This is a genomic window from Amycolatopsis sp. FU40, assembly GCF_021903635.1.
GTDB lineage: Bacteria > Actinomycetota > Actinomycetes > Mycobacteriales > Pseudonocardiaceae > Amycolatopsis > Amycolatopsis dendrobii.
Genome location: NZ_CP091381.1, coordinates 6,794,195 through 6,814,557 on the forward strand (window position 1 = coordinate 6,794,195; position 20,363 = coordinate 6,814,557).

22 protein-coding genes are annotated in these 20,363 nt (G+C 69.6%); 9 read left to right on the forward strand and 13 right to left on the reverse strand.

All coding sequences use genetic code 11. The features are described 5' to 3' along the window. Positions 1-119 precede the first annotated feature (119 nt). From L3Q65_RS31860 to L3Q65_RS31870, 3 genes are read left to right on the forward strand one after another with little or no spacing between them, the layout of a single operon-like run. On the forward strand, positions 120-875 hold the full coding sequence (locus tag L3Q65_RS31860; RefSeq protein WP_237597396.1) for an ESX secretion-associated protein EspG: 756 nt from the start codon (positions 120-122) through the stop codon (positions 873-875). 56 nt (positions 876-931) lie between these two features. Beyond that, positions 932-1,696 carry a PhzF family phenazine biosynthesis protein gene (locus L3Q65_RS31865; protein WP_237597397.1) on the forward strand — a complete coding sequence of 255 codons (765 nt, stop codon included), beginning with the start codon at positions 932-934 and terminating at the stop codon, positions 1,694-1,696. Next, on the forward strand, positions 1,696-2,067 hold the full coding sequence (locus L3Q65_RS31870) for a YccF domain-containing protein (RefSeq protein ID WP_182896725.1): 372 nt from the start codon (positions 1,696-1,698) through the stop codon (positions 2,065-2,067). The genes L3Q65_RS31865 and L3Q65_RS31870 overlap by 1 nt, the downstream gene beginning before the upstream one ends. A 13-nt stretch (positions 2,068-2,080) precedes the next feature. On the opposite strand, the gene L3Q65_RS31875 is transcribed toward L3Q65_RS31870, so the two are convergent. Then, a complete protein-coding gene (locus L3Q65_RS31875) occupies positions 2,081-2,590 on the reverse strand; it encodes a hypothetical protein (RefSeq protein ID WP_182896724.1) in 510 nt (169 codons plus the stop codon). Between the two features lie 111 nt (positions 2,591-2,701). Between L3Q65_RS31875 and L3Q65_RS31880 the strand changes: the two genes are divergently transcribed. Further along, complete coding sequence (locus L3Q65_RS31880) at positions 2,702-3,262, forward strand: dihydrofolate reductase family protein (RefSeq protein WP_182896723.1); 561 nt, start codon at positions 2,702-2,704, stop codon at positions 3,260-3,262. Here L3Q65_RS31880 and L3Q65_RS31885 read toward each other — a convergent pair. Both L3Q65_RS31885 and L3Q65_RS31890 read right to left on the reverse strand, forming a co-directional pair. Next, the gene (locus L3Q65_RS31885) at positions 3,259-4,053 is read right to left on the reverse strand and encodes a metallophosphoesterase family protein (protein WP_182896722.1); all 795 of its coding nucleotides are present in this window, start codon (positions 4,051-4,053) and stop codon (positions 3,259-3,261) included. The genes L3Q65_RS31880 and L3Q65_RS31885 overlap by 4 nt on opposite strands. A 37-nt stretch (positions 4,054-4,090) precedes the next feature. Next, on the reverse strand, positions 4,091-4,885 hold the full coding sequence (locus L3Q65_RS31890; protein WP_037361533.1) for an HAD-IIA family hydrolase: 795 nt from the start codon (positions 4,883-4,885) through the stop codon (positions 4,091-4,093). A gap of 194 nt (positions 4,886-5,079) precedes the next feature. On the opposite strand from L3Q65_RS31890, the gene L3Q65_RS31895 reads away from it, so the two are divergent. Continuing rightward, positions 5,080-6,858 (forward strand): multicopper oxidase domain-containing protein, encoded by a 1,779-nt coding sequence (locus L3Q65_RS31895; RefSeq protein ID WP_237597398.1) that lies wholly within the window; start codon positions 5,080-5,082, stop codon positions 6,856-6,858. A gap of 359 nt (positions 6,859-7,217) precedes the next feature. Here L3Q65_RS31895 and L3Q65_RS31900 read toward each other — a convergent pair whose 3' ends face one another. The 5 genes from L3Q65_RS31900 to L3Q65_RS31920 are packed head-to-tail and all read right to left on the reverse strand — an operon-like array spanning position 7,218 to position 10,807. Further along, positions 7,218-8,297, reverse strand: coding sequence for a sulfate/molybdate ABC transporter ATP-binding protein (locus L3Q65_RS31900; RefSeq protein WP_237597399.1), 1,080 nt, complete (start codon positions 8,295-8,297; stop codon positions 7,218-7,220). Then, a complete protein-coding gene (locus L3Q65_RS31905; RefSeq protein WP_237600967.1) occupies positions 8,294-9,061 on the reverse strand; it encodes an ABC transporter permease in 768 nt (255 codons plus the stop codon). Before L3Q65_RS31905 ends, L3Q65_RS31900 begins: the two co-directional genes overlap by 4 nt. A 49-nt stretch (positions 9,062-9,110) precedes the next feature. Further along, positions 9,111-9,914 carry a molybdate ABC transporter substrate-binding protein gene (gene modA / locus L3Q65_RS31910; protein ID WP_237597400.1) on the reverse strand — a complete coding sequence of 268 codons (804 nt, stop codon included), beginning with the start codon at positions 9,912-9,914 and terminating at the stop codon, positions 9,111-9,113. After that, on the reverse strand, positions 9,911-10,315 hold the full coding sequence (locus L3Q65_RS31915) for a molybdopterin-binding protein (protein WP_009083933.1): 405 nt from the start codon (positions 10,313-10,315) through the stop codon (positions 9,911-9,913). Before L3Q65_RS31915 ends, modA begins: the two co-directional genes overlap by 4 nt. Positions 10,316-10,348: 33 nt before the next feature. Continuing rightward, positions 10,349-10,807, reverse strand: coding sequence for a MarR family transcriptional regulator (locus tag L3Q65_RS31920; protein WP_237597401.1), 459 nt, complete (start codon positions 10,805-10,807; stop codon positions 10,349-10,351). A gap of 86 nt (positions 10,808-10,893) precedes the next feature. Between L3Q65_RS31920 and moaA the strand changes: the two genes are divergently transcribed. The 3 genes from moaA to L3Q65_RS31935 all read left to right on the forward strand — a co-directional run bounded on the left by moaA (position 10,894) and on the right by L3Q65_RS31935 (position 13,530). Continuing rightward, positions 10,894-11,958 carry a GTP 3',8-cyclase MoaA gene (moaA, locus tag L3Q65_RS31925; RefSeq protein WP_182896718.1) on the forward strand — a complete coding sequence of 355 codons (1,065 nt, stop codon included), beginning with the start codon at positions 10,894-10,896 and terminating at the stop codon, positions 11,956-11,958. A gap of 3 nt (positions 11,959-11,961) precedes the next feature. Further along, positions 11,962-12,243 carry a MoaD/ThiS family protein gene (locus L3Q65_RS31930; protein ID WP_182896717.1) on the forward strand — a complete coding sequence of 94 codons (282 nt, stop codon included), beginning with the start codon at positions 11,962-11,964 and terminating at the stop codon, positions 12,241-12,243. Between the two features lie 663 nt (positions 12,244-12,906). Next, positions 12,907-13,530 (forward strand): transglycosylase family protein, encoded by a 624-nt coding sequence (locus L3Q65_RS31935; RefSeq protein WP_037807815.1) that lies wholly within the window; start codon positions 12,907-12,909, stop codon positions 13,528-13,530. A gap of 161 nt (positions 13,531-13,691) precedes the next feature. Here L3Q65_RS31935 and L3Q65_RS31940 read toward each other — a convergent pair whose 3' ends face one another. The 4 genes from L3Q65_RS31940 to L3Q65_RS31955 all read right to left on the reverse strand — a co-directional run bounded on the left by L3Q65_RS31940 (position 13,692) and on the right by L3Q65_RS31955 (position 16,916). Continuing rightward, a complete protein-coding gene (locus tag L3Q65_RS31940) occupies positions 13,692-14,615 on the reverse strand; it encodes a molybdenum cofactor biosynthesis protein MoaE (RefSeq protein ID WP_237597402.1) in 924 nt (307 codons plus the stop codon). Next, positions 14,612-15,082, reverse strand: coding sequence for a cyclic pyranopterin monophosphate synthase MoaC (gene moaC / locus L3Q65_RS31945; RefSeq protein ID WP_037807821.1), 471 nt, complete (start codon positions 15,080-15,082; stop codon positions 14,612-14,614). The genes L3Q65_RS31940 and moaC overlap by 4 nt, the downstream gene beginning before the upstream one ends. 101 nt (positions 15,083-15,183) lie before the next feature. Continuing rightward, positions 15,184-16,578: an NAD-dependent malic enzyme gene (locus L3Q65_RS31950; protein WP_182896715.1), complete on the reverse strand. Its 1,395-nt coding sequence runs from the start codon at positions 16,576-16,578 to the stop codon at positions 15,184-15,186. Between the two features lie 158 nt (positions 16,579-16,736). After that, positions 16,737-16,916 (reverse strand): hypothetical protein, encoded by a 180-nt coding sequence (locus L3Q65_RS31955; protein WP_037807827.1) that lies wholly within the window; start codon positions 16,914-16,916, stop codon positions 16,737-16,739. A 92-nt stretch (positions 16,917-17,008) separates the two neighbouring features. Between L3Q65_RS31955 and L3Q65_RS31960 the strand changes: the two genes are divergently transcribed. Next, positions 17,009-19,249, forward strand: coding sequence for a helicase-associated domain-containing protein (locus L3Q65_RS31960; RefSeq protein ID WP_237597403.1), 2,241 nt, complete (start codon positions 17,009-17,011; stop codon positions 19,247-19,249). A gap of 79 nt (positions 19,250-19,328) precedes the next feature. Here L3Q65_RS31960 and L3Q65_RS31965 read toward each other — a convergent pair whose 3' ends face one another. Next, positions 19,329-20,360, reverse strand: a complete 1,032-nt coding sequence (locus L3Q65_RS31965) for a DUF742 domain-containing protein (protein ID WP_182896713.1) — start codon at positions 20,358-20,360, stop codon at positions 19,329-19,331. Between the last annotated feature and the right edge of the window lie 3 nt (positions 20,361-20,363).

The window sequence follows — 20,363 nt, forward strand, 5'->3', positions numbered from 1 at the left end:
GTCGACGAAGCAGAGTCTAAGCTCGATTTCGGACCTTTCCGCCACCCTCGTTATGGGGTGCGCTCGCACGAGCGGCTGATCGTCGTGCGCGTTCCGCTACCCTCGGTGCGGGTTGTTTCGTGCACGAGGGGACTGGGACGTTGCCAGAGGAATTCTCCCTGGGCTGGACCGAGACCGACGTGGCGGTGCGGCGCACCGGGCTGCCCGCGTCGTGGCATCCGTTCGAGATCCGCAGCGCGGGCGCGACGATGACCGAGCACAACCGGCTGGCCGAGGAAGCGTGGAACGCGCTGCGCGGCCGCGGGCTGGCTGACGCGGAGAAACTCGACCGGGACGTCGAAGCGACCCTTCGTGCCTGGACGAGGCCGGACGTGCTGATCATCGTGCGCGCGGCCGAACCGCCGTCCGGGATCGTGCTGTACCGCGCGTGCATCGGCGAGGGCCTCGGCGTGTTCTCCGAACAGGTCGACGACGGGCTCCGCTTCCGGCAAGTCCGGCCGGAGCGGCTGGTAGACCTGGTGCTGAGCATGTTCCCGCCCTATCGGGCGCTGCCCGTGTCCCCGGTCGCGATCACTCAAGCGCCCCCGAAACGAGGCGCCGAGGCTCCCGCGCCGTCGCGCCAGGATCGCGACGCGCTGGCCGGGTACTCGCAATGGCCGCTGCACCGGCACGGGACCGTGGAACTTTCGCTGCGCCCAGGGCAAGGCACGCTCCGCCCGGTCTCGACCGCGACGTTCGTGGACACCGACGGCGGGCGATACCTGACGTTCTCGGAACCGTTGGCCGACGGCGGATTCCGGTTGAATTTCACCCCGTCGACGGGCTCGCACCTGCGGAAATGGCTGCTGGAGACCATCGAAGAGGGCGTGCGCTGAGAATTCAGGGCTAATCCCCGATGCCGGCGACCGGCCAGCCGGGCAGGATCGGTTTCATGGACCCGAGTGCCCGGAACGAATTCCACCTCGTCGACGCCTTCACCGACCAAGCCTTCGCCGGCAATCCGGCCGGCGTCGTCGTGCTCGACCAGCCCGCGGACGCCGGGTGGATGCAGCAGGTCGCGACGGAGATGAAGCACTCCGAGACCGCATTCGTGGTCAACACCGGCGAGGGCGCGAAATCGCTCCGCTGGTTCACCCCGACCGACGAGGTCTCGCTCTGCGGGCACGCCACCATCGCGGTCACGCATGTCCTTGGCGGGCACCAGGTTTACGACACCCTCAGCGGCAGGCTGACGTGCACCAAGGCCGACGGCTGGATCGAGATGGACTTCCCCGCCGACCCGCCCGTCGAGACCGGCGAAGACCTCTCCCCCATCCTCAATGAGCCCGCGCGGTTCACCGGACGCGCTCGCGAGAACCTCTTCGCGGTGCTCGACAGCGTCGAAGCGGTCCGGAACGCGGAGCCGGACCTCGACGCCCTCCGCGCCACGTGGACCGGGCGGCTCATCATCACCGCGGCGGGCGACGACTTCGTCAGCCGGTTCTTCGGCCCCGGCGTAGGCGTCGACGAGGACCCGGTCACCGGTTCCGCACACTGCTCGCTGGCCCCGTACTGGCCGCGGCAACTGGGCAAAACCACCCTCGTCGGACAGCAACTCTCCGCCCGAGGCGGAACCGTCCGCACCGAAGTCCGCGACGACCGCGTGCTGCTGCGCGGCCAGGCCGTCCCCGTAGTGAGCGGGGAGTTGTACGTCTGATGCGACTGATCCTCAACGTAATCTGGCTCGTCCTCGCCGGTTTCTGGATGGCGCTGGGCTACCTGTTCGCCGGAGTCGTCTGCTGCGTCCTGATCGTCACGATTCCGTTCGGCATCGCGTCGTTCCGGATCGCGAACTACGCGTTGTGGCCGTTCGGCCGCACCGTCGTCGACCGGCGCGAGGCCGGGGTGGGCTCGTTCGTAGGCAACGTGATCTGGTTCCTGGTCGCCGGCCTGTGGCTCAGCATCGGCCACCTGATCACCGGGACGCTGCAATGCCTCACGATCATCGGCATCCCGCTGGGGCTGGCGAATTTCAAGATGATCCCGATCTCGCTGATGCCGCTGGGCAAGGAAATCGTGGACGCGTGAGCTCGCCCCCGGATCACTGGCTCGTCTGGTCGCCGGGGTCGCGCGGGTCGACGTCCGGCCGGGAGTTCAGCGGCGTGCGAATCGTCAGCTTCGCGTTCAAGACTCCTCTTCGCGCGTAGTTGATGAAGGCGAGCCGGTCGGACTCCATGGCGTCCCGGGCGTTGCGCCACGAGGCGAGATCCGCGATCTCGCCTTTCCGGATGGCGTGGTTGACGAGGAAGAACGTCTCGTCCATCCGCGCGGCGGCACGCGCGAGCCGGTCGTCGCCGAAGAGCCAGAGGCTGGACAACGCCTGGTTCCAGGCCACCCAATCGATCTGCGCGGCTCCGTCCTCCCGCCTCCGGAGGAATGCGCGCTGGACGCGCGTCGCTTCTTGGACGATGTCCCGGCACGCCTCGGCGAGCTTGTCGCGCGCCCAGTGCCGTCGCTGTGTCCGCGTCGTCGCCACGACTCCGGCGAATACGCCGATCAACGCGATCAGCGATCCAGCCGCGCTCGATGTCGCGATCTGCCAGACGGGCACGACCTCCAGGATCCGCCGTCTTCCGGCCTCCGACCAGCTGTCTCCCCCTAACGCCCACCGAAAAATAATTTTGTCTTGACAACTCAAACCATCGGCAGCAAGCTGTGTCGCATGGCAACCACACGCAAGCTGATCCTCGGTTTCTACGTCTCGCTGGACGGCAAGAGCGCCGACGCCGACAACGGCATCCGGGACGTCATGATGTCCATCGACGACCCCGAGCAGGAGAAATACTTCGTCGACCAGCTCTGGGAGGCCGGGGCCTTCCTCATGGGCCGCAACACTTACGAGGCCATGGCAGGCTTCTGGCCCACCTCAGACCACCCCTCGGCCAAGGCGATGAACGCGATTCCCAAGGTCGTCTTCTCCAGAACCCTGACCACTGCGGACTGGCCCGAGACCCGCATAGCCAGCGGGGACCTCGCGGAGGAGATCGCCAAGCTCAAGGCTGAGCCCGGCAAGGATCTCGTCGCCGCGGGCGGTACCGAATTCCTGCACTCGCTGATCAAGCTCGGCGTGGTCGACGAGTACCGGCTCTGGGTGCTCCCCGCCGTCACCGGCAAGGGCGCGGCGCTGTTCCCGGAGCTCGCCGAAGCCCGGCGGCTGCGCCTGGTCACAAGCACTGCCTTCCCGTCCGGGATTCTCGAGCTGCGGTACGCCCCCGCCGGCTAGTCCTCCGGCTCGAAGGGCAGCTTCACCACGAGGCACGGACCGCCGACGAACAGGCCGCCGTCGATGCCCAGCGCTTTCCCGCCGGCGTAGAGGTACGGGCCCTCGATCTGCGTCGGGTGGATGCCCAACTGGTCGGCTATCACGCTGTGCCCGTGCACGATCCGCGAGCCGCCGAGCGTCTTGAGCAGCCGCTCGGCGTTCTCCTCGCCGTCCGGGCCGCGGAAGGCGTACCGGGTGGTCATCCGCCGCCACACGTCCCACCAGGCCTCGATGTTGCTGCCGGAAAGAATGTCGTGCGCGGTGGCGTTGATCGAGTCGAGGTCCTCGCCCCAGTCGAGGTACTCGAGGGTGTCCGAGTGCAGCAGCAGGTGGTCCTCGTCGACCGCGACGAGCGGGCGTTCGGTGAGCCACTCGATGTGCTCGGGGGTGAGCCGGTCCTGGTCCGACAGCAGCCCGCCGTTGATCTCCCAGCTGCGCGCGAAACTGCGCGGCCCGAAGTCGGACGGCACCGGGCGGTCGCCGAAGTGGTACATCCCCAGCAGCAGGATCTCGTGGTTGCCGAGCAGCATCTGCACCGAGCCGCCCGACTCCGCCGCCTGCTCCTGCAGTTCGCGCACGAGGTCGATCACCCCGACGCCGTCCGGGCCGCGGTCGGTGAAGTCGCCGAGGAACCACAACCGGTCGTCGACGCCGGCCCACTTGCCGTCGCTGTCGACCAGGCCCTCGGCGCGCAGTGCGTCAACCAGGGCGTCCCGGTGCCCGTGGACGTCGCCCACCACATAGACGCTCATTGTTCGACGATATGCCCTGTTCCCGGGCGGTGGGCGGTCAGCCTTCGCCGAACGGGTCGAGCGTTCGCCCGATCAGGTCGGCGACCGAGCCGATCACCTTCGTCGGCCGGTACGGATAATTCTCCACCGACTCCTCGTTCGAGATGCCGGTGAGCACCAGGATGGTCTGCAGCCCGGCCTCGATCCCGGAGTGCACGTCGGTGTCCATCCGGTCGCCGATCATGAGCGTCGACTCCGAATGCGCGCCCAGCCGGCGCAGCGCGGACCGCATCATCAGCGGGTTCGGCTTGCCGACGTAGTACGGCGAGCGGCCGGTGGCCCGCTCGATCAGCGCCGCGACGGACCCGGTGGCGGGCATCGAACCCTCGACGCTCGGGCCGGTCGCGTCCGGGTTGGTCGCGATGAACTTCGCGCCGCCCTCGATCAGCCGGATCGCGCGGGTGATCGCGCTGAAGCTGTACGTGCGGGTCTCGCCGAGCACGACGTAGTCCGGGTCGCTTTCGGTCAGCACGTAGCCGACCTCGTGCAGCGCCGTGGTGAGCCCGGCCTCGCCGATCACGAACGCCGAGCCGTTCGGCCGCTGCGAGGCGAGGAACTTCGCGGTCGCGAGCGCCGAGGTCCAGATCGACTCCTCGGGGATGTCCAGACCGGTCCGCAGCAGCCGCGCCCGCAAGTCGCGCGGGGTGTAGATCGAGTTATTGGTGAGCACTAAAAAGTCGATATCGTTGTTCCGCAGTTCGGCGAGGAACTCGTCCGCCCCCGGGACGAGGTGTTCCTCCCTGACCAGCACACCGTCCATGTCGGAGAGATACGTCCACCGGCCTTCGCTCATGCGCGAAAACCTATCACGCGCGCGAGACGCCTGCGGCATACGACAAAAACGGCTACAGTGGAAATCGCCGGTAACGCGAGGGGAGTCGCGCTACCAGTTACCGAGGGGGTTCGGGGGAATCTTTTCCGTAAGCACCGGCGCATTCGCCGTTGCGCAATTCTTCCTGCCCCTTTTCCTGAAGGGGGAACAACCTGATGACCGAAATTGCCGAACGGCCGGCCGCCGCGGGTCCGATCACCGGGCCGAACTGGGGGCTCACCAAGTTCCTTGACCCGCTGCCGGTTCCGCCGGTGCTGCGGCCGCCGTGGTGGGGCCAGGACATGATCACCATTCCGATGGTGGCGAAGCAGCAACGGCTGCACTCGCAATTGCCGCCGAGTACATTGTGGACTTATGCCGGACATTACCCGGGGCCGACAATCGAAGTGCGCAGCGGCAAACAACTGCGGATTTCGTGGTCGAACGAAATAGCAGGCAAGTTCCCGTTGGTCGCCGTGCAGGGACCGGTGGCCGACGGGCCGACCACCCGCCCCGGCCGCGAGCTCGACCGGCCCGGCTACTCGATCGTCGACGGCGTCGCGGACCTGCCCGCCTGGACCGTGGTGCACCTGCACGGCGCGCGCACCAACGCGGGCAACGACGGATGGGCGCACAACGCCGGTCTTCCCGGCACTTCGCAGCTCGCCGAATACCAGAACCGGCAGCAGGCGATGCCGCTCTGGTACCACGACCACGCCATGGCGATCACCCGGTTCAACGTCCACACCGGCCTGGCCGGCCTGTACCTGATCCGCGACGACGAGGAGGACGAGCTCGACCTGCCCAGCGGCGATCGCGAACTCCCGCTGATCCTGACCGACCGCAACCTCGACACCGACCCGGCGACCGGGCAACTCACCGGACAGCTGCTGTACAAGTTCCCGTACGTGCCGAACGGGCCGATGATCCCGTTCTCCGGTCCGTTCACGCTGGTCAACGGGGTGATCTGGCCGCACCTCGACGTCAGCGCGCGCTGGTACCGCTTCCGGCTGCTCAACGCGGCCAACGAACGGTTCTTCACGCTCAACCTGGTCGACGAGAACAACGTGCCGCAGAACGACGCCGTCCGCCTGATCGGCACCGACGGCGGGCTGCTGCCCGCTCCCGCGCCGCTGCCGTCCGGCGGCCTGACCGTCGCGCCCGCCGAACGGTTCGACGTACTGATCGACTTCAGCCGGTTCAAGGGGCAGAAACTCAAGCTGCGCAACGCCGATCCGCGCCTCGGCGGGGTCGAACCGGACGTCATGGAGTTCCGGGTGGACAGCCGCGCCCGGCACGATTCGTTCGAGCTGCCCGAAAAGCTCTCGTCGTCGTACGTCCGGATCAAGCACGGTTCGACGCTGCCGGAGGACCACGACCACGTCTGGGTCGCGCTGCTGCTCAACGCCGACGGCCATCCGGAGATGTGGGACCTGGAGCAGGTCGACGCCGATCCGGGCGGCAAGGGGATCATCCAGATCAACGACCCGGCGGGCGGGCTGAAGACGTTCCGGATGGTGGGCCGGATCTTCGACGACACCACCGGCATCTTCATCAACCACGGCAACTGGGCCGTGTGGAACATCGTGCACGTCGCGAACGGCGGGCCCGCGCATCCGTTCCACATCCACCTGACCGAATTCCAGGCGCTCTTCCGCCGCAGCTTCACCACGACGTTCGACCCGGCCGCCGAGCGCACGGCCAAGCCGATCGAAGGATTCGCCGACATCCCGCTGGAGAAGTACGAGGAGGGATGGAAGGACACGATCATCGTGGATCCCGGGCAGTGGGTGAGCGTCGCGGGCCAGTTCAGCGGCGGCACCGGCGAGTTCATGTACCACTGCCACATCCTCGACCACGAGGACGAGGGGATGATGCGGCCGTTCGTCGTGCACCCGCCCGAGGTGGCGAAGTTCCACGTGCACCCCGGCGGCGGCCACCACCACGGCGGCTGACCCGGAACAGCCAGCCCGGGCAGCGAGCGTCCCAATGCCGCATTGGGTGCATCTGACGCACCCAATGCGGCGTTCGGTGCGTCCCACGCACCCAATGCCACGTTCGGTGCGTCCCACGCACCCAATGCCACGTTCGGTGCGTCCCACGCACCCAATGCCACGTTCGGTGCGTCCCACGCACCCAATGCCACGTTCGGTGCGTCCCACGCACCCAATGCCACGTTGGGGTTCTCTCAGCGCGGACGCAGTGGCGGCTGAGCGCGAAGCTGCCCCCGCTCGCCCGTCAGGCTTTCCCTCATCGACATCGGTGGGAGCCACGCGGCCCAGCCTGCGCATCGTCGCGACGAGATGGCGAGGGATCAGGAGGCCGCTGCCGGGTGCACCGCCACGGTCGCGGCCTTCACCGACAGCGCCACCGCCGAACCGGGCTCCAGCGCGAGTTCCGCGACCGCCGCCGGGGTCAGGTCGGCGGTCAGGCCGTGTGCCCAGCCGCTGCCCTCGGTCCGGACGCGGATCACCGGCCCGTGCGGTTCGAGCGCCGCGACGACGGCTTCGGTCGTGTTGCGCGGGCTGCCGCGGTGCTCGCCGTCGTGCGGATAAACGGCGACCGCGTTCGGCGCGAACACCGCGACCGCCGCCTCGCCCACCACGGTGTCCGGCGTCAGCAAACCCGTCACCACTTCGCCGGACGGCGTGCGCAATCCGTCGTTCACCGCCACCCCGGACACCAGGTTCAGCCCGGCGATCCGCGCGGTGAACGGCGTCCGCGGCGCGGCCAGTACTTCCCGGGTCGGTCCGCGTTCGACGATCCGGCCGCCGTTCATCACCGCGACGTGGTCGGCGAGCGCAAGCGCGTCCAGTGGGTCGTGTGTGACCAGCACGGTCGTCGGGCCGTCGCGCAGCACCCGGCGCAGCAAACCGCGGATCGCCGGGGCCGAGTCAACGTCGAGCGCGGCGAACGGTTCGTCCAGCAACAGCAGATCCGGTGCGGAGGCCAGCGCTCGCGCGATCGCCACCCGCTGCTGCTGGCCGCCGGACAGCTGGCTCGGCCGCCGGTTCGCGAACTCCGCCGCGTCCACTTCGGCCAGCCACCGCGAGGCGATCGTCCGCGCCTCCGTCCGGCCGGTACCGGTCGAGCGCGGTGAGAACGCGACGTTGTCCATCGCGGACAGATGCGGGAACAGCAGCGCGTCCTGGGACAGCAGGCCGATCCGCCGTTCGTGCGGCGGCAGGTCGACGCCCGTCCCGGCCAGCCGCCGGTCGGCGAGCGTGACGTCGGCCGAGGTCACCGGCAGCAGGCCGGCGAGGCTGCCGAGCACAGTGGACTTCCCGGAGCCGTTGGGCCCGAGCAGCGCGAGCACGGTGCCGCCGGGAACGGTGAACTCGACGTCGAGCGAGAACTCGCCGCGGGTCAGCGCCAGCTTCGCCGACAGGGTCACCGCAGCCCGCCTTCCCACGACCGCGGCCGCGCGACCGCGATGACCAGGATCGCGACCACGATGAGCAGCAGCGCGAGCGCGACCGCGCTGTCGATGTCCACTTCGGCCTGCGTGTAGACCTCGAGCGGCAGCGTCCGGGTCACGCCTTCCAAGCTGCCCGCGAACGTGATGGTCGCACCGAACTCCCCCAGCGCACGAGCGAAGCTCAGCACGACGCCGGAGCCCAGCGCGGGCAGCAGCAACGGCAGCGTCACCCGGCGGAACACCGTCCACGGGCGCGCGCCGAGCGTCGAAGCGACCTGCTCGTAGCGGTCGCCGGAGCCGCGCAGCGCGCCCTCCAGGCTGACGACGAGGAACGGCATCGCCACGAACGTCTGCGCGATGACCACCGCGGCCGTCGTGAACGGCACCTGCTCGCCGGTCAGCCAGTTGATCAGGATGCCGAGGAAACCCTTGCGGCCCAGCAGGTACAGCAGGGCGAGGCCGCCGACCACCGGCGGCAGCACGAGCGGAAGCAGCACGATCGACCGGAGCATCCGCACGCCCGGCACCCGGGAGCGGGCCAGCACGATCGCCAGCGGAACGCCGAGCACCACACAGGCCACTGTGGACAGTGCGGCGGTCACCAGCGACAGCCGGAGCGCGTTCAGCGACGACGACGTGACCAGCAGCGACGGCAGCCGGGTCAGATCGGACCGCACGAGCAGGCCGACCACCGGCAGCACGACGAGCGCGAGCGCGGCGACGGCGGGGAGCCAGAGGATCAGCGGAACCCGGGCGTGCGGCGGCCGGGTCTCGGCCGCCGCGCCCGCCTTACTTGCCAGGGCCGAAGCCGATCTTGGCCAGTTCGGCCTTGCCCTGCGCCCCGAGGACGAAGTCGGTGAACTGCTTCGCCAGCGCCGGCTGCGGAGCGTTCTTCACGACCGCGATCGGGTACTGGTTCACCGCGCCCGAGGACTCCGGGAAGTCGACCTTGTCCACTTTGCCCGCCGCCGACGTCGCGTCGGTGACGTACACCAGCCCGGCGTCGGCGTCGCCCGACTGGACCTTGGCCAGCACCTGCTTGACGTTCGTCTCCTCGCTCACCGGCTTGAGCGTGGTCTTGGTGGTCTGCTCGACCTTCTGCGTGGCCGAACCGCACGGCACCTGCTGCGCGCACACGACCACGTTCAGGCCCGGCTTGGTCAGGTCGGCGAAGGTCTTGATGCCCTTCGGATTCCCCTTGGCCACGGCGATCGCGAGCTTGTTGGTGGCGAAGACGGTCGGCTGCCCGTCGATCACGCCGTCCTGCACCGCCTTGTCCATGTTCTTCTGGTCGGCTGAGGCGAACACGTCGGCCTTGGCCCCGTTGTCCAGCTTCTGCACCAGCGAGGAAGAACCCTCGTAGTCGAAGGTGACCTTGACGCCCGGGTGCGCGGCCTCGAACTGCTTGCCCAGCGCGTTGAAGGACTCGGTGAGCGAGGCCGCGGCGAACACGGTCAGCGTGCCGCTCGCACCGCCCGGGGCGGGAGCGGACGCGGAACCCGCACCCGGGTTGGAGCTGGGCTGGTCGCCGGAGCTGCAGGCACTGGCGAACAGCGCGAGCGCCGCGGCACCGACGAGGGCGAGCTTCTTCATCTGGATCCTTCCGGGGTTTCCACCACGACGGTGGTCGCCTTGACCACGGCGACCGCGAGCACGCCCGGGCGCAGCCCGAGTTCGCGGACCGCCTCGGTGCTCATCAGTGACACCACTCGGTGCGCCCCGCACTGCAATTCGACCTGTGCCATCACCTTGTCGGCGACGACCTCGGTGACGAGCCCGACGAAGCGGTTGCGGGCGGAGCGGCCGACCGCCGACGGATCGTCCGGTTCGGACGCTTGTGCCCTGGCGAACCCGGCGAGCTGTGCGCCGTCGACGACCTTGCGGCCCGCGGCGTCGTCCGTCGCGGTCAACTGACCCGCGCGAACCCACCGGCGGACGGTGTCGTCGCTTACGCCGAGCAGCCGAGCGGCCTCGGACAACCGAAATTGCGGCATGGCCGGAACATTATCCCCGCAGATGCGGAAAAGCTATGCGGGATGCGCATTTTCGCGTAACGCTTCGAGCATTGCGAACTGATAACACCCGAGGACTTTCCGTTCTGCGGAAGTGAACTCCGCGAGCACCTCGGCAAGACGCCGCGCGACCCGCGCGGAGATCGCGTCGAGGCGTTCCCGGCCCGCCCCGGTGATCGTCACCAGCACCTTCCGGCGATCGGTCCGGTCGCGTTCGCGGAGCACCAGACCGGACTTCTCCAGCCGGTCGAGCACGCCGGTCACCGCACCCGTCGACAAGCCGGTGAGCTGCCCGATTCGGCCTGGGGTAAGGGAATCCGCGGCCTGCCCGGCGAGTTCGAGAGCTTGCAGCTCGGTCGCCGAGAGCCCTTCGCGGGCGGCGTCGCGCGCGTGCCGGAGGACGAGGTGCGTGCGCAGCTGAGCCGCCAACTCCGCGAAGTGAGTCAGCTCACCATTGGGCTCCGCAGTGCTCACCGAGTGCCTCCACATCGGAACCGAGGGTGGTTTCCCAGCTTTTCGCAAGACTGCCTTTTCCGGCCTCGCAAGCTATCCTGAGCGTAATGACAGCAGTACATCTCGGGTTTCCTCGCGTCCCCGGCAACCGAGGCCCGTCCGGCACGCCCCGGCCCGAGCACCCCGGTCTCGTCGATTCCTTCGGCCGCGTCGCGACCGACCTGCGCGTCTCCCTCACCGACCGGTGCAATCTGCGCTGCACGTACTGCATGCCGGCCGAGGGCCTCGACTGGATGCCGAGCGAGCAGGTGCTCTCCGACGACGAACTGGTCCGGCTCATGCGGATCGCAGTGGAGCTGCTCGGCGTCACCGACATCCGGCTGACCGGCGGCGAACCCCTGCTGCGCCCGGGGCTGGAGCAGATCGTCGAGCGGATCACCGCGCTCGAACCGCGCCCCCGGGTGTCCATGACCACCAACGGGATCGGGCTGGCCAAACGCGCCCCCGGCCTCGTCGCGGCCGGGCTCGACCGGATCAACGTGTCGCTGGACACCATCGACCGCGAGCGCTTCGCCGAGCTGACCCGCCGCGACCGGCTGCCGCACGTGCTGGCCGGTCTCGCCGCCGCCCGCGACGCCGGGCTGTCGCCAGTGAAGATCAATTCGGTGCTGATGCGCGGATACAACGAGCACGAGGCGGTGCCGCTGCTGCGGTTCTGCCTCGAAGAGGGCTACCACCTGCGGTTCATCGAGCAGATGCCACTGGACGCGCAGCACGGCTGGAACCGCCGCGACATGATCACCGCCGAGGAGATCCTCGCGATGCTCGGCGAGGCCTTCACCCTGTCGCCGTTCCCGGCTCCGCGCGGCGGTGCGCCCGCCGAACGCTGGCTGGTCGACGGCGGACCGGGCGACGTGGGTGTGATCGCGTCGGTGACCAGGCCGTTCTGCTCCGCCTGCGAGCGCACCCGGCTGACCGCCGACGGAGCCGTCCGCTCCTGCCTCTTCTCGAACGACGAGACGGACCTGCGTTCCCTCGTGCGCGCGGGCGCGCGCGATGAGGAGGTGGCGGACGCGTGGCGCGACACGATGTGGCGCAAGCTCGCGGGCCACGAGATCAACGAGGCCGGCTTCGCGCAGCCGATCCGGCCGATGAGCGCGATCGGCGGTTGAGCCATGACCTCTCCTACTGTGCCCGCTTCCCCGGTGACGGTCGTCGTCCGGTACTTCGCCTCGGCGCGGGCCGCGGCGGGCACCGAGGAGGAGAAGGTGGAACTGGCGGCGGGCGCGACGGTGGCGGACGCCGTCCAGGCGCTCCGCGAGCTGCACCCCGGGCAACTTTCCCGTGTTCTCGACGCGGCGAGCTTCCTGGTCAACGAGGTGGCGGTCCGCGATCGAGGCCGCGCGCTCGGTGACGGGTCCCACCTGGACGTCCTCCCGCCGTTCGCCGGGGGATGAGCGACCGGAAAGGCCCCGTTCACGCGGCTGAGCGCCGCGTGAACGGCCGGAGCGGCTGTTTCCGGCCGATTGGTCCGGACCACGGCGAATGGCGGCACTGGCGCGCTGAGCGGTCGGCACGCTTTATCCCTACTCTCCGAAGCGTTTCGCTCACGGCGTATTTCCGCAGCTCAAAGAACCACTCGGCGGGCAGTGGCCGACAGTTGACGAGTGGTTTAGAGTGCCCGCCCTTATCTGCTGCGAATGGCCCCTTGACGCGTAATCGACGTGACCCAAGCCTCACGATCCGTGAAATATCTCGGCAAGAAAACGAGCAGATAACGACGCTCTGACCAGCGCAAACAGGCGGATCGAGACAGGTTGCGTGCCGTTACTGTGACGTAGGTCACACCCCGAATGATTTCCGATCACGCCGCGAATTACGTACCGTCGCTTTTCGGTTGGCCCCGACCGACCACGCAACACCGGGAATCCGTAGCGCCCAGCTCTGTCCAACGGATCCCCGGACCCATACCCCGAGCGAAAGCATTTCCGGACAGAGACGAGGGGACGAAGACGGCGCGTCGTGCGACGTCCGCGTCAGCCGGCCGGCAACGGACGGACGGGCTCCCAACCCGACCCGCAGCATCGTGCTCGTAGGCGCAGGAATCGAGAAGTTTTCAGATGTCTTACCGAGGCAAGCACCGCAAGATGTCCGCCGCCACCCGCACCATCGCCCGTGTCGCAGTCGCGGGTATCGCGGTCGGCGCCCCCCTCGCGATCGCCGCGACCCCCGCGTCGGCGACCAACTGGGACGCCATCGCGCAGTGCGAGAGCGGCGGCAACTGGAGCACCAACACCGGAAACGGCTACTACGGTGGCCTCCAGTTCACCCAGAGCACCTGGAAGGCCTACGGCGGCACCGGCAGCCCGCAGGGCGCGTCGCGTGAGCAGCAGATCGCCGTCGCCGAGCGCGTCATGCAGGGCCAGGGCCCCGGCGCGTGGCCGGTGTGCAGCAAGAAGGCCGGCAGCTCGGCCTCCGCGCACAAGGCGACCCCGAAGAAGAGCACCGCCAAGAAGGCGACCCCGAAGAGCGTCGCCCCGAAGAAGGTCACCCAGCCGGTTGCCGCGCTGGTGGCGAACTCCAACCCGAACGGTGACTACACCGTCAAGGCTGGCGACACGCTCTCGAAGATCGCCAAGGAGCACAACATCCAGGGCGGCTACCAGAAGCTGCAGGACCTGAACAAGCAGTACGTGTCGAACGCGAACTTCATCGTGGTCGGCCAGAAGCTCGCCACCAAGTGAACCCTGGCCTCCTCGTGAGGCTGGTTCCGGCGCAGCGGCTGCTGTGACAGAACGCCCGAAGGGCCCCACCGCGTCAAATCCCCTGGCGGTGGGGCCCTTCGTCGTGTGCAGGGTCGTGAGTGGCTACGCCGGTTAGAACCGGCGTAGCCACTCACGAGGGGTCAGGGCGAGTTGACCCACTCGTCGGTCCCGTCGGTGAAGTGCTGGTGTTTCCACACCGGAAGCCGCGCCTTCACCTCGTCCACCAGCTCCGCGCACGCAGTGAACGCCTGGCCGCGGTGCTCGGCGGCGACCGCGCAAGCGAGCGCGACATCGCCGATCGTCAACGCGCCGACGCGATGGCTCACCGCCACCGCCCGCACGCCCTTCCAGCGCGCCGCCAGGTCGTTGACCACCTCGGCGAGCACGTCACGGGCTGTCGGATGGCCTTCGTAGGTCAGATCGCGCACGCCCTTGCCGCCGTCGTGGTCGCGGACCACGCCGGAGAACGTGACCACGGCACCCGCCGCGTCGTCCTCCACCAGTTGCGCGTGTTCCTCGACCGACAGCGGCTGATCGCTCACGTCCGCGCGCAGAATCCGGACCGCGGGACCCGACGGCGTCGCCTCGCGCGGGTGGTCGCCACCGGCCAGCTGGTCCACCGCGTGGTCGAGAATGTCCTCCAGGACCCGCAGACCGTCCTTCACGCCGCCGCTGGAGCCCGGAAGGTTCACCACGAGGGTCCGGCCCGCGACTCCCGCTACGCCGCGCGAGAGCACCGCGGTGGGCACCTTCGGCAGTCCGGCCGCGCGGATCGCGTCCGCGACGCCAGGAAGCTCGTAATCCAGCACCGCGCGAGTGACGTCCGGGGTCCGGTCGGTCGGCGAGATGCCGGTGCCGCCGGTCGTGAGGACCACCTGGACGCCGTCGGACACCGCGGCCCGCAGCGCAACGCCCACCGGGTCGCCGTCCTCGACGACGACCGGCGGCGGGACGTCGTAGCCGCGGTCGGCCAGCCAGGCGACGAGCACCGGGCCGGTCTTGTCCTCGTAGACGCCTCGCGCGGCGCGATTCGACGCGACGATGACGCGCGCGGTCTTGGTCATGGCCGCTCCCAGGTCCCGGTCTTGCCGCCGTCCTTGCGGATCAGCCGCACGTTGTCGAGCGTCGCGGCCGGGTCGACGGCCTTGATCATGTCGTGCAGGGTCAGCCCGGCGACCGCGACGGCGGTGAGCGCCTCCATCTCGACCCCGGTGACGTCCTTGGTCTTGGCCGTCGCGCTGATGTGCACGGCGGTCTCGGCCAGTTCGAACTCCACCTTGACCCCGGACAGCGCGATCTGGTGGCACAACGGGATCAGCTCGGGCACCCGCTTGGCGCCCATGATCCCGGCGATCCGCGCGGTCGCCAGCGCGTCGCCCTTGGGAAGGCCGTTGGCCGAAAGCAGGCCGACGACCTCCGCCGTGGTGTGGACGGTCCCGCCGGCCAGCGCGGTGCGCGCGGACGCGGTCTTGCCGGAGACGTCGACCATCCGGGCGGCCCCGGACTCGTCGACATGGCTGAGTTCACTCACGCCCGCGAGGCTACTGCGCAACTTCGCCCAAAGTCCGTGAAGGGCTCCTTGCGGGAATCAGATTCCTTCAAGGAGCCCTTCACGGACGGAAGGAGGCTGGGTCAGCTGGCGCGTTCGGCGCGGACGGCGTTGCGCACCGCTTCCGCGACCGCGGGGGCCACCGCGCTGTCGAACACGCTCGGCACGATGAACGACGCGTTGAGCTTGCCGTTGTCCACCACGTCGGCGATCGCGTCGGAAGCGGCCAGCAGCATGTTGTCGTCGATGTTGTGCGCGGCGGCGTCGAGCAGGCCGCGGAAGACGCCGGGGAACGCCAGGACGTTGTTGATCTGGTTCGGAAAGTCGCTGCGGCCGGTGGCGACGACCGCGGCGTGCTTCTGCGCCTCCAGCGGGTCGATCTCCGGGTCCGGATTGGCCAGCGCGAAGACGACGGCGTCGTCGTTCATCGTGGCGACCTGCTCCGCGCCGAACAGGTTCGGGGCCGAGACGCCGATGAAGACGTCCGCGCCGACCAGCGCGTCGTGCAGGGTGCCGGACTTGCGGTCCTTGTTCGTGTGCTCGGCGATCCAGGTCAGGTTGTCGTCGAGGTTGCCGCGGTCGGGGTAGACGATGCCGTCGATGTCGGCGGCCACGATGTCGCCCGGGTTCTTGCGCAGCAGCAGCCGGATGATCGCGGACCCGGCCGCGCCGACGCCGCTGACCACGATCTTGCAGTCCTCGATGTTCTTGCCGACCACGCGCAGCGCGTTGCGCAGCGCGGCGACCACGACGATCGCGGTGCCGTGCTGGTCGTCGTGGAAGACCGGGATGTCCAACTGCTCGCGCAGCCGCTTCTCGATCTCGAAACAGCGCGGGGCGGCGATGTCCTCGAGGTTGATGCCCGCGTACACCGGCGCGAGCGCCTTCGCGATCATGATGATCTCTTCGGTGTCCTGGGTGTCCAGGCAGACCGGCCACGCGTCGACGTCGGCGAACTTCTTGAACAGCGCCGCCTTGCCCTCCATCACCGGCAGCGCGGCGGCCGGGCCGATGTTGCCGAGGCCGAGCACGGCGGAACCGTCGGTGAGCACCGCGACGGTGTTGCGCTTGATGGTCAGCCGGCGCGCGTCCTCGGGGTTCGCGGCGATCGCCTGGCACACGCGGGCGACGCCCGGGGTGTAGGCGCGGGAGAGATCGTCCCGGTTGCGGAGCGCGACCTTGGGGCTGACCTCGATCTTGCCGCCGAGGTGGATCAGGAACGTCCGGTCCGAGACCTTGCGCACGCGCACGCCCGGCAGCGAATCGAGCGCCGCGGTGATGTCCTGCGCGTGGTTTTCCGACAGCGCGTTGGCGCTGATGTCGATCACGATCGTGTCCGCGTGCGATTCGACGACGTCGAACGCCGTCAGCACGCCGCCGACGCGGCCGACCGCGGTGGTGAGATCACCCGCGGCCGTGGACGAGGCCGGGGCCTCGACCCGGACGGTGATCGAATACCCGGGACCGGGAACCGGCATGACACGTACTCCCCGCAGGTGGTGTGGGTTCGGACGGCTCGAATCTAGTCCGGTGACCCGCGCCACCACACCCCAACCGGGTGACTGACCAGTAACTTCAGCCTCGTGAGTGTTTACGCCGACGAGAACCGGCATCGCCACTCACGAGGGCACGCAGGTCAGCGGTTGATCTCGGTCTCCGGGTGCACGTAAGGCACCTGCTCGAGCGGGAAGGCCAGGTCGCCGAACGGCGAAAGCGCTCCCTGCCGGTCCGAGGACAGCTCGGTGACCGGGTGCTCGCCCGGTTCGCCCGGCCACGTCGGGTCGATGCCCTTGCTCTGCTTGTCGCCCTTCGCCACTGCTTCCTCCGAGGCCCTCGTCCGGCAAACTCGCACACAGTCTGCCCGAACACCGCTCGGGCGCGCGCACCCGCCCGGTATCCTGGGTGTCTATGCCCGCGACCTCTCTGGCGGACTGGCTGCGTGCGGAGTCCGACGACGCACTCGCCGAACTGCTGCGCACGCGTCGCGATCTGTCCACCCCTCCTCCGTCCGACACCACCGTGCTCGCCACCCGCGCGGGCACCCCGGGGTCGGTCGCCCGAGCCTGCGAAGACCTCGACACGTTCACCCTCGCGGTGATCGACGCGCTGCTGATCGCCGGTGCCGACACCGAACCGACGCCGGTGTCCGCGGTGACGGCGCTGGTCGGCCGCGACGTGAGCGAACCGCTCGCGCGGCTGCGCGCCCGGGCGCTCGTCTGGGGTGCCGACGACGAGCTGCGCGTGCCGCCCGCGGCCCGCGACGCGCTCGGGCCGTTCCCCGCCGGGCTCGGCGCACCGTCGCCCGCGTTGGCCGCCACCGACATCGACGCGCGGCTCGCGGAGGTCGGCGAGGACGAGCGGGCCGTGCTCACCGCGCTGGCCGCCGGGCCGCCGATCGGCCGGACCCGCGACGCGAGCTTCGACGTCGGGCTGTCCGACGCGGCCACGCCGGTGCAGAAGCTCCTCGCGCGCGGTCTGCTGCTGCGCCGCGACGACCAGACTGTCGAACTGCCTCGCGAACTCGGCCTGCTGCTGCGCGGCGGGCACGCGTTCGAACCGGACACGCTGGTCGAGCCGGAGCTGCCCGTCCATCCACATCGGACGGACACGGTGGACGAAACCGCGGCCGGCGAGGCGATGGAGTTGCTGCGGCAGACGGAATCTCTGCTGCGGATGTGGTCGGATTCGCCGCCGCCGGTGCTCAAGGCGGGCGGGCTCGGGGTCCGAGAGCTGAAGAAGGTCGCGAAGGATCTCGAAATCGACGAGACCCGCGCGACACTGCTCGCCGAACTGGTCGTCGGCGCGGGACTCGTTGCGGACAGCGAAAACACCGCCCCGGAATACGTGCCCACCATGCTTACCGACAGCTGGCTTGCGTCGCCTTCGGTGCAGCGGTGGATGACGCTCGCGCAGGCGTGGCTGGAACTTCCGCGGCTGCCCGGGCTCGCCGGTGGCCGCGACGCGAAGGACAAGCCGATCGCGCCGTTGTCCGAGGAATTGCGACGGCCGCTCGCGCCGGTTTCGCGGCACCGCGTGCTTTCCGCGCTGGCTGAGCTGAATCCGGGCGCAGGCGTCAAAAGTGTCGACGAGCTAGTGGCCGTGCTGGCTTGGCGCGCGCCCCGGCGAGGTGGCCGGCTGCGAGACGAAACCGTCCGCTGGACGATGGCCGAAGCGACCGCGCTGGGCCTTGTCGGTCTCGGCGCCCTCACCACCGCCACCCGGCTGCTGCTGGAGGACGACCGCCCCGGCGCTGTCGAGGCAATGCACGACGCGCTGCCCGCACCGGTCGACCACGTGCTGGTGCAAGCCGACCTGACGGTGGTCGCGCCGGGCCCGCTCGAGCCGGAACTGGCAGCGGACATGGCTGCGGTCGCGGACGTCGAATCCGCTGGCCACGCAACGGTTTACCGCGTCACCGAGCCTTCGGTGCGGCGCGCGCTGGACACCGGACGGACCGCCGATGAACTGCACGCGATGTTCCGCGACAAGTCGGCGACCCCGGTGCCGCAAGGCCTCACGTACCTGATCGACGACGTGGCCCGCCGCCACGGACGCCTCCGCGGCGGTACCGCGGGCTCGTTCCTGCGCTGCGACGACGAGGCGCTGCTCGCCGAGGTCCTCGCGAATCCGGTGGCCGCGGAGTACGACCTGCGACTGATCGCGCCGACGGTGCTGATCAGCTCCGCGCCGCTGGCCGAAGTACTGGAAGCCTTGCGCGGCGCGGGTTTCGCTCCCGCGGCGGAAGGTCCGGACGGCCGGGTAGTCGACCTGCGCCCCACCGGCCGCCGGCTCCCCGCCCGCGCCCGCGCGGCTCGCGCCCGGCCGGGCGAGCAGGCGGTGCTGACCGACGAACAGGCGGCGCGGATCGTGTCGAATCTCCGCGCGGGAGACCAAGCTTCGGCCCGCCGCCGCGGTTCGACAGTGCGCGCGCCAGGCGGCGGCGGTGCGGACACGACGGCGACGCTCGACCTGCTGTCCCGCGCGACGCTCGAACAACGCGAGGTGTGGATCGGCTTCGTCGACTCGCGCGGCACGGCGAGCCAGCGCGTGGTGCGCCCGCTGCGGGTCGGCGGCGGAGTGTTGGAAGGCGCGAACCACGAGCGGTATCCGTTGCACCGCATCACTTCCGCCGCACTGGTCGAGGACTGAGCTCGCCAGCGGTCGGGTCTTTCAGCAGCGCGGTTCGGCCAGCACGAACGTTCGTGAGGGGAACCCTGAGTGAGCGTGGTCAGAGGTTGCGAAGCCCCTGCAGCACCCGCTCCATGAACTCCCGCGACGAACGGTCGCCCAGCACCAGATCGGTCTGGTGCAGCATGACCAGCCCGATGTCCGCCATGTCCCCCACCAGGACCTTCACCACGCCGAGCGGCAGGTGCAGGTGCGCGGCGATCTCCGCGACCGAGCGGGTGTCCAGGCACAGATCGCAGATCCGGCGGTGCTCGATCGAGCGCACCCCGCGATAGCGGCGGCCCTCGTCGCTGGTGGAGACCAGGGCCTCCAGCGCCAGATTGTGGTCCGAGTGCGTGCGCCCGCGGGTCCGCGCGTACGGCCGCACGCGCGATTTCGTCGGCTGGGCGGGCGGTTCCGGCTGCGCGGGTTCGTCGCCGGACCAGAACCGGTCCAATTCGGACACTCCGGAGGCCGGGCCGGGGTCGGAGTACGCGTACCGGTCGTCCGCCGGGGGCTCTTCGGCCAGTGCGTGCCTGCTGCGGGTGGCTTGGTCGACGTGCTGCCGCTGGTACGCCGAGCCTTCCGGGACCACGCGGTCGTCCGGGCCGGGCGAACCGGCGTACTCGTCGAACGAGTACGGGTCGTGCGCCGCGGGACGGCTGGGCCGGGGTTCTTCCCAGCGCGGCTGCTGAGGCTCTTCCCACCGGTCGCTGTGCCGCGGCTCTTCCCAGTACCCGGATTCGCCGTCCTCGACCCATTCGTAGCCGTCGTCGTCCCAGCTCTCCTCCGGCACCGGAGCGGGAGCGGGCGGCGGGGCCACCGGACGCGGGGCGACCGCCTGCCGCACCGGACGCGGCTCAGGCGCGGGAGCCGGGCGAGGCGCGGGCTCGGGACGCCGGGCGGGCGGCTGCGCGTGCCGCGAAGACGGGGGCGGAGGAGGCGGCGTGGCCCGAGGCTGCCGGTGCGGCAACCGCAGGCTCAGCGAACTCAGCTCGTACCGGCTCGGCGAGTCGAACGACTCCCGTTCCGTGCCTTTGTGGAGGGCGTCCCAGGCACCCGTGTCCTGGTCTCCGAAACCCGAGATCTTCATCGG

Coding starts and splice junctions, on each gene's coding strand:
- L3Q65_RS31940 (WP_237597402.1), bottom strand. CDS start 14,615: ATGACCAAGACCGCGCGCGTCATCGTCGCGTCGAATCGCGCCGCGCGA.
- L3Q65_RS31950 (WP_182896715.1), bottom strand. CDS start 16,578: ATGCCGGTTCCCGGTCCCGGGTATTCGATCACCGTCCGGGTCGAGGCC.
- L3Q65_RS31895 (WP_237597398.1), top strand. CDS start 5,080: ATGACCGAAATTGCCGAACGGCCGGCCGCCGCGGGTCCGATCACCGGG.
- L3Q65_RS31965 (WP_182896713.1), bottom strand. CDS start 20,360: ATGAAGATCTCGGGTTTCGGAGACCAGGACACGGGTGCCTGGGACGCC.
- L3Q65_RS31890 (WP_037361533.1), bottom strand. CDS start 4,885: ATGAGCGAAGGCCGGTGGACGTATCTCTCCGACATGGACGGTGTGCTG.
- L3Q65_RS31930 (WP_182896717.1), top strand. CDS start 11,962: ATGACCTCTCCTACTGTGCCCGCTTCCCCGGTGACGGTCGTCGTCCGG.
- L3Q65_RS31915 (WP_009083933.1), bottom strand. CDS start 10,315: ATGCCGCAATTTCGGTTGTCCGAGGCCGCTCGGCTGCTCGGCGTAAGC.
- L3Q65_RS31870 (WP_182896725.1), top strand. CDS start 1,696: ATGCGACTGATCCTCAACGTAATCTGGCTCGTCCTCGCCGGTTTCTGG.
- moaA (WP_182896718.1), top strand. CDS start 10,894: ATGACAGCAGTACATCTCGGGTTTCCTCGCGTCCCCGGCAACCGAGGC.
- L3Q65_RS31865 (WP_237597397.1), top strand. CDS start 932: ATGGACCCGAGTGCCCGGAACGAATTCCACCTCGTCGACGCCTTCACC.
- L3Q65_RS31935 (WP_037807815.1), top strand. CDS start 12,907: ATGTCTTACCGAGGCAAGCACCGCAAGATGTCCGCCGCCACCCGCACC.
- L3Q65_RS31960 (WP_237597403.1), top strand. CDS start 17,009: ATGCCCGCGACCTCTCTGGCGGACTGGCTGCGTGCGGAGTCCGACGAC.
- modA (WP_237597400.1), bottom strand. CDS start 9,914: ATGAAGAAGCTCGCCCTCGTCGGTGCCGCGGCGCTCGCGCTGTTCGCC.
- L3Q65_RS31880 (WP_182896723.1), top strand. CDS start 2,702: ATGGCAACCACACGCAAGCTGATCCTCGGTTTCTACGTCTCGCTGGAC.
- L3Q65_RS31885 (WP_182896722.1), bottom strand. CDS start 4,053: ATGAGCGTCTATGTGGTGGGCGACGTCCACGGGCACCGGGACGCCCTG.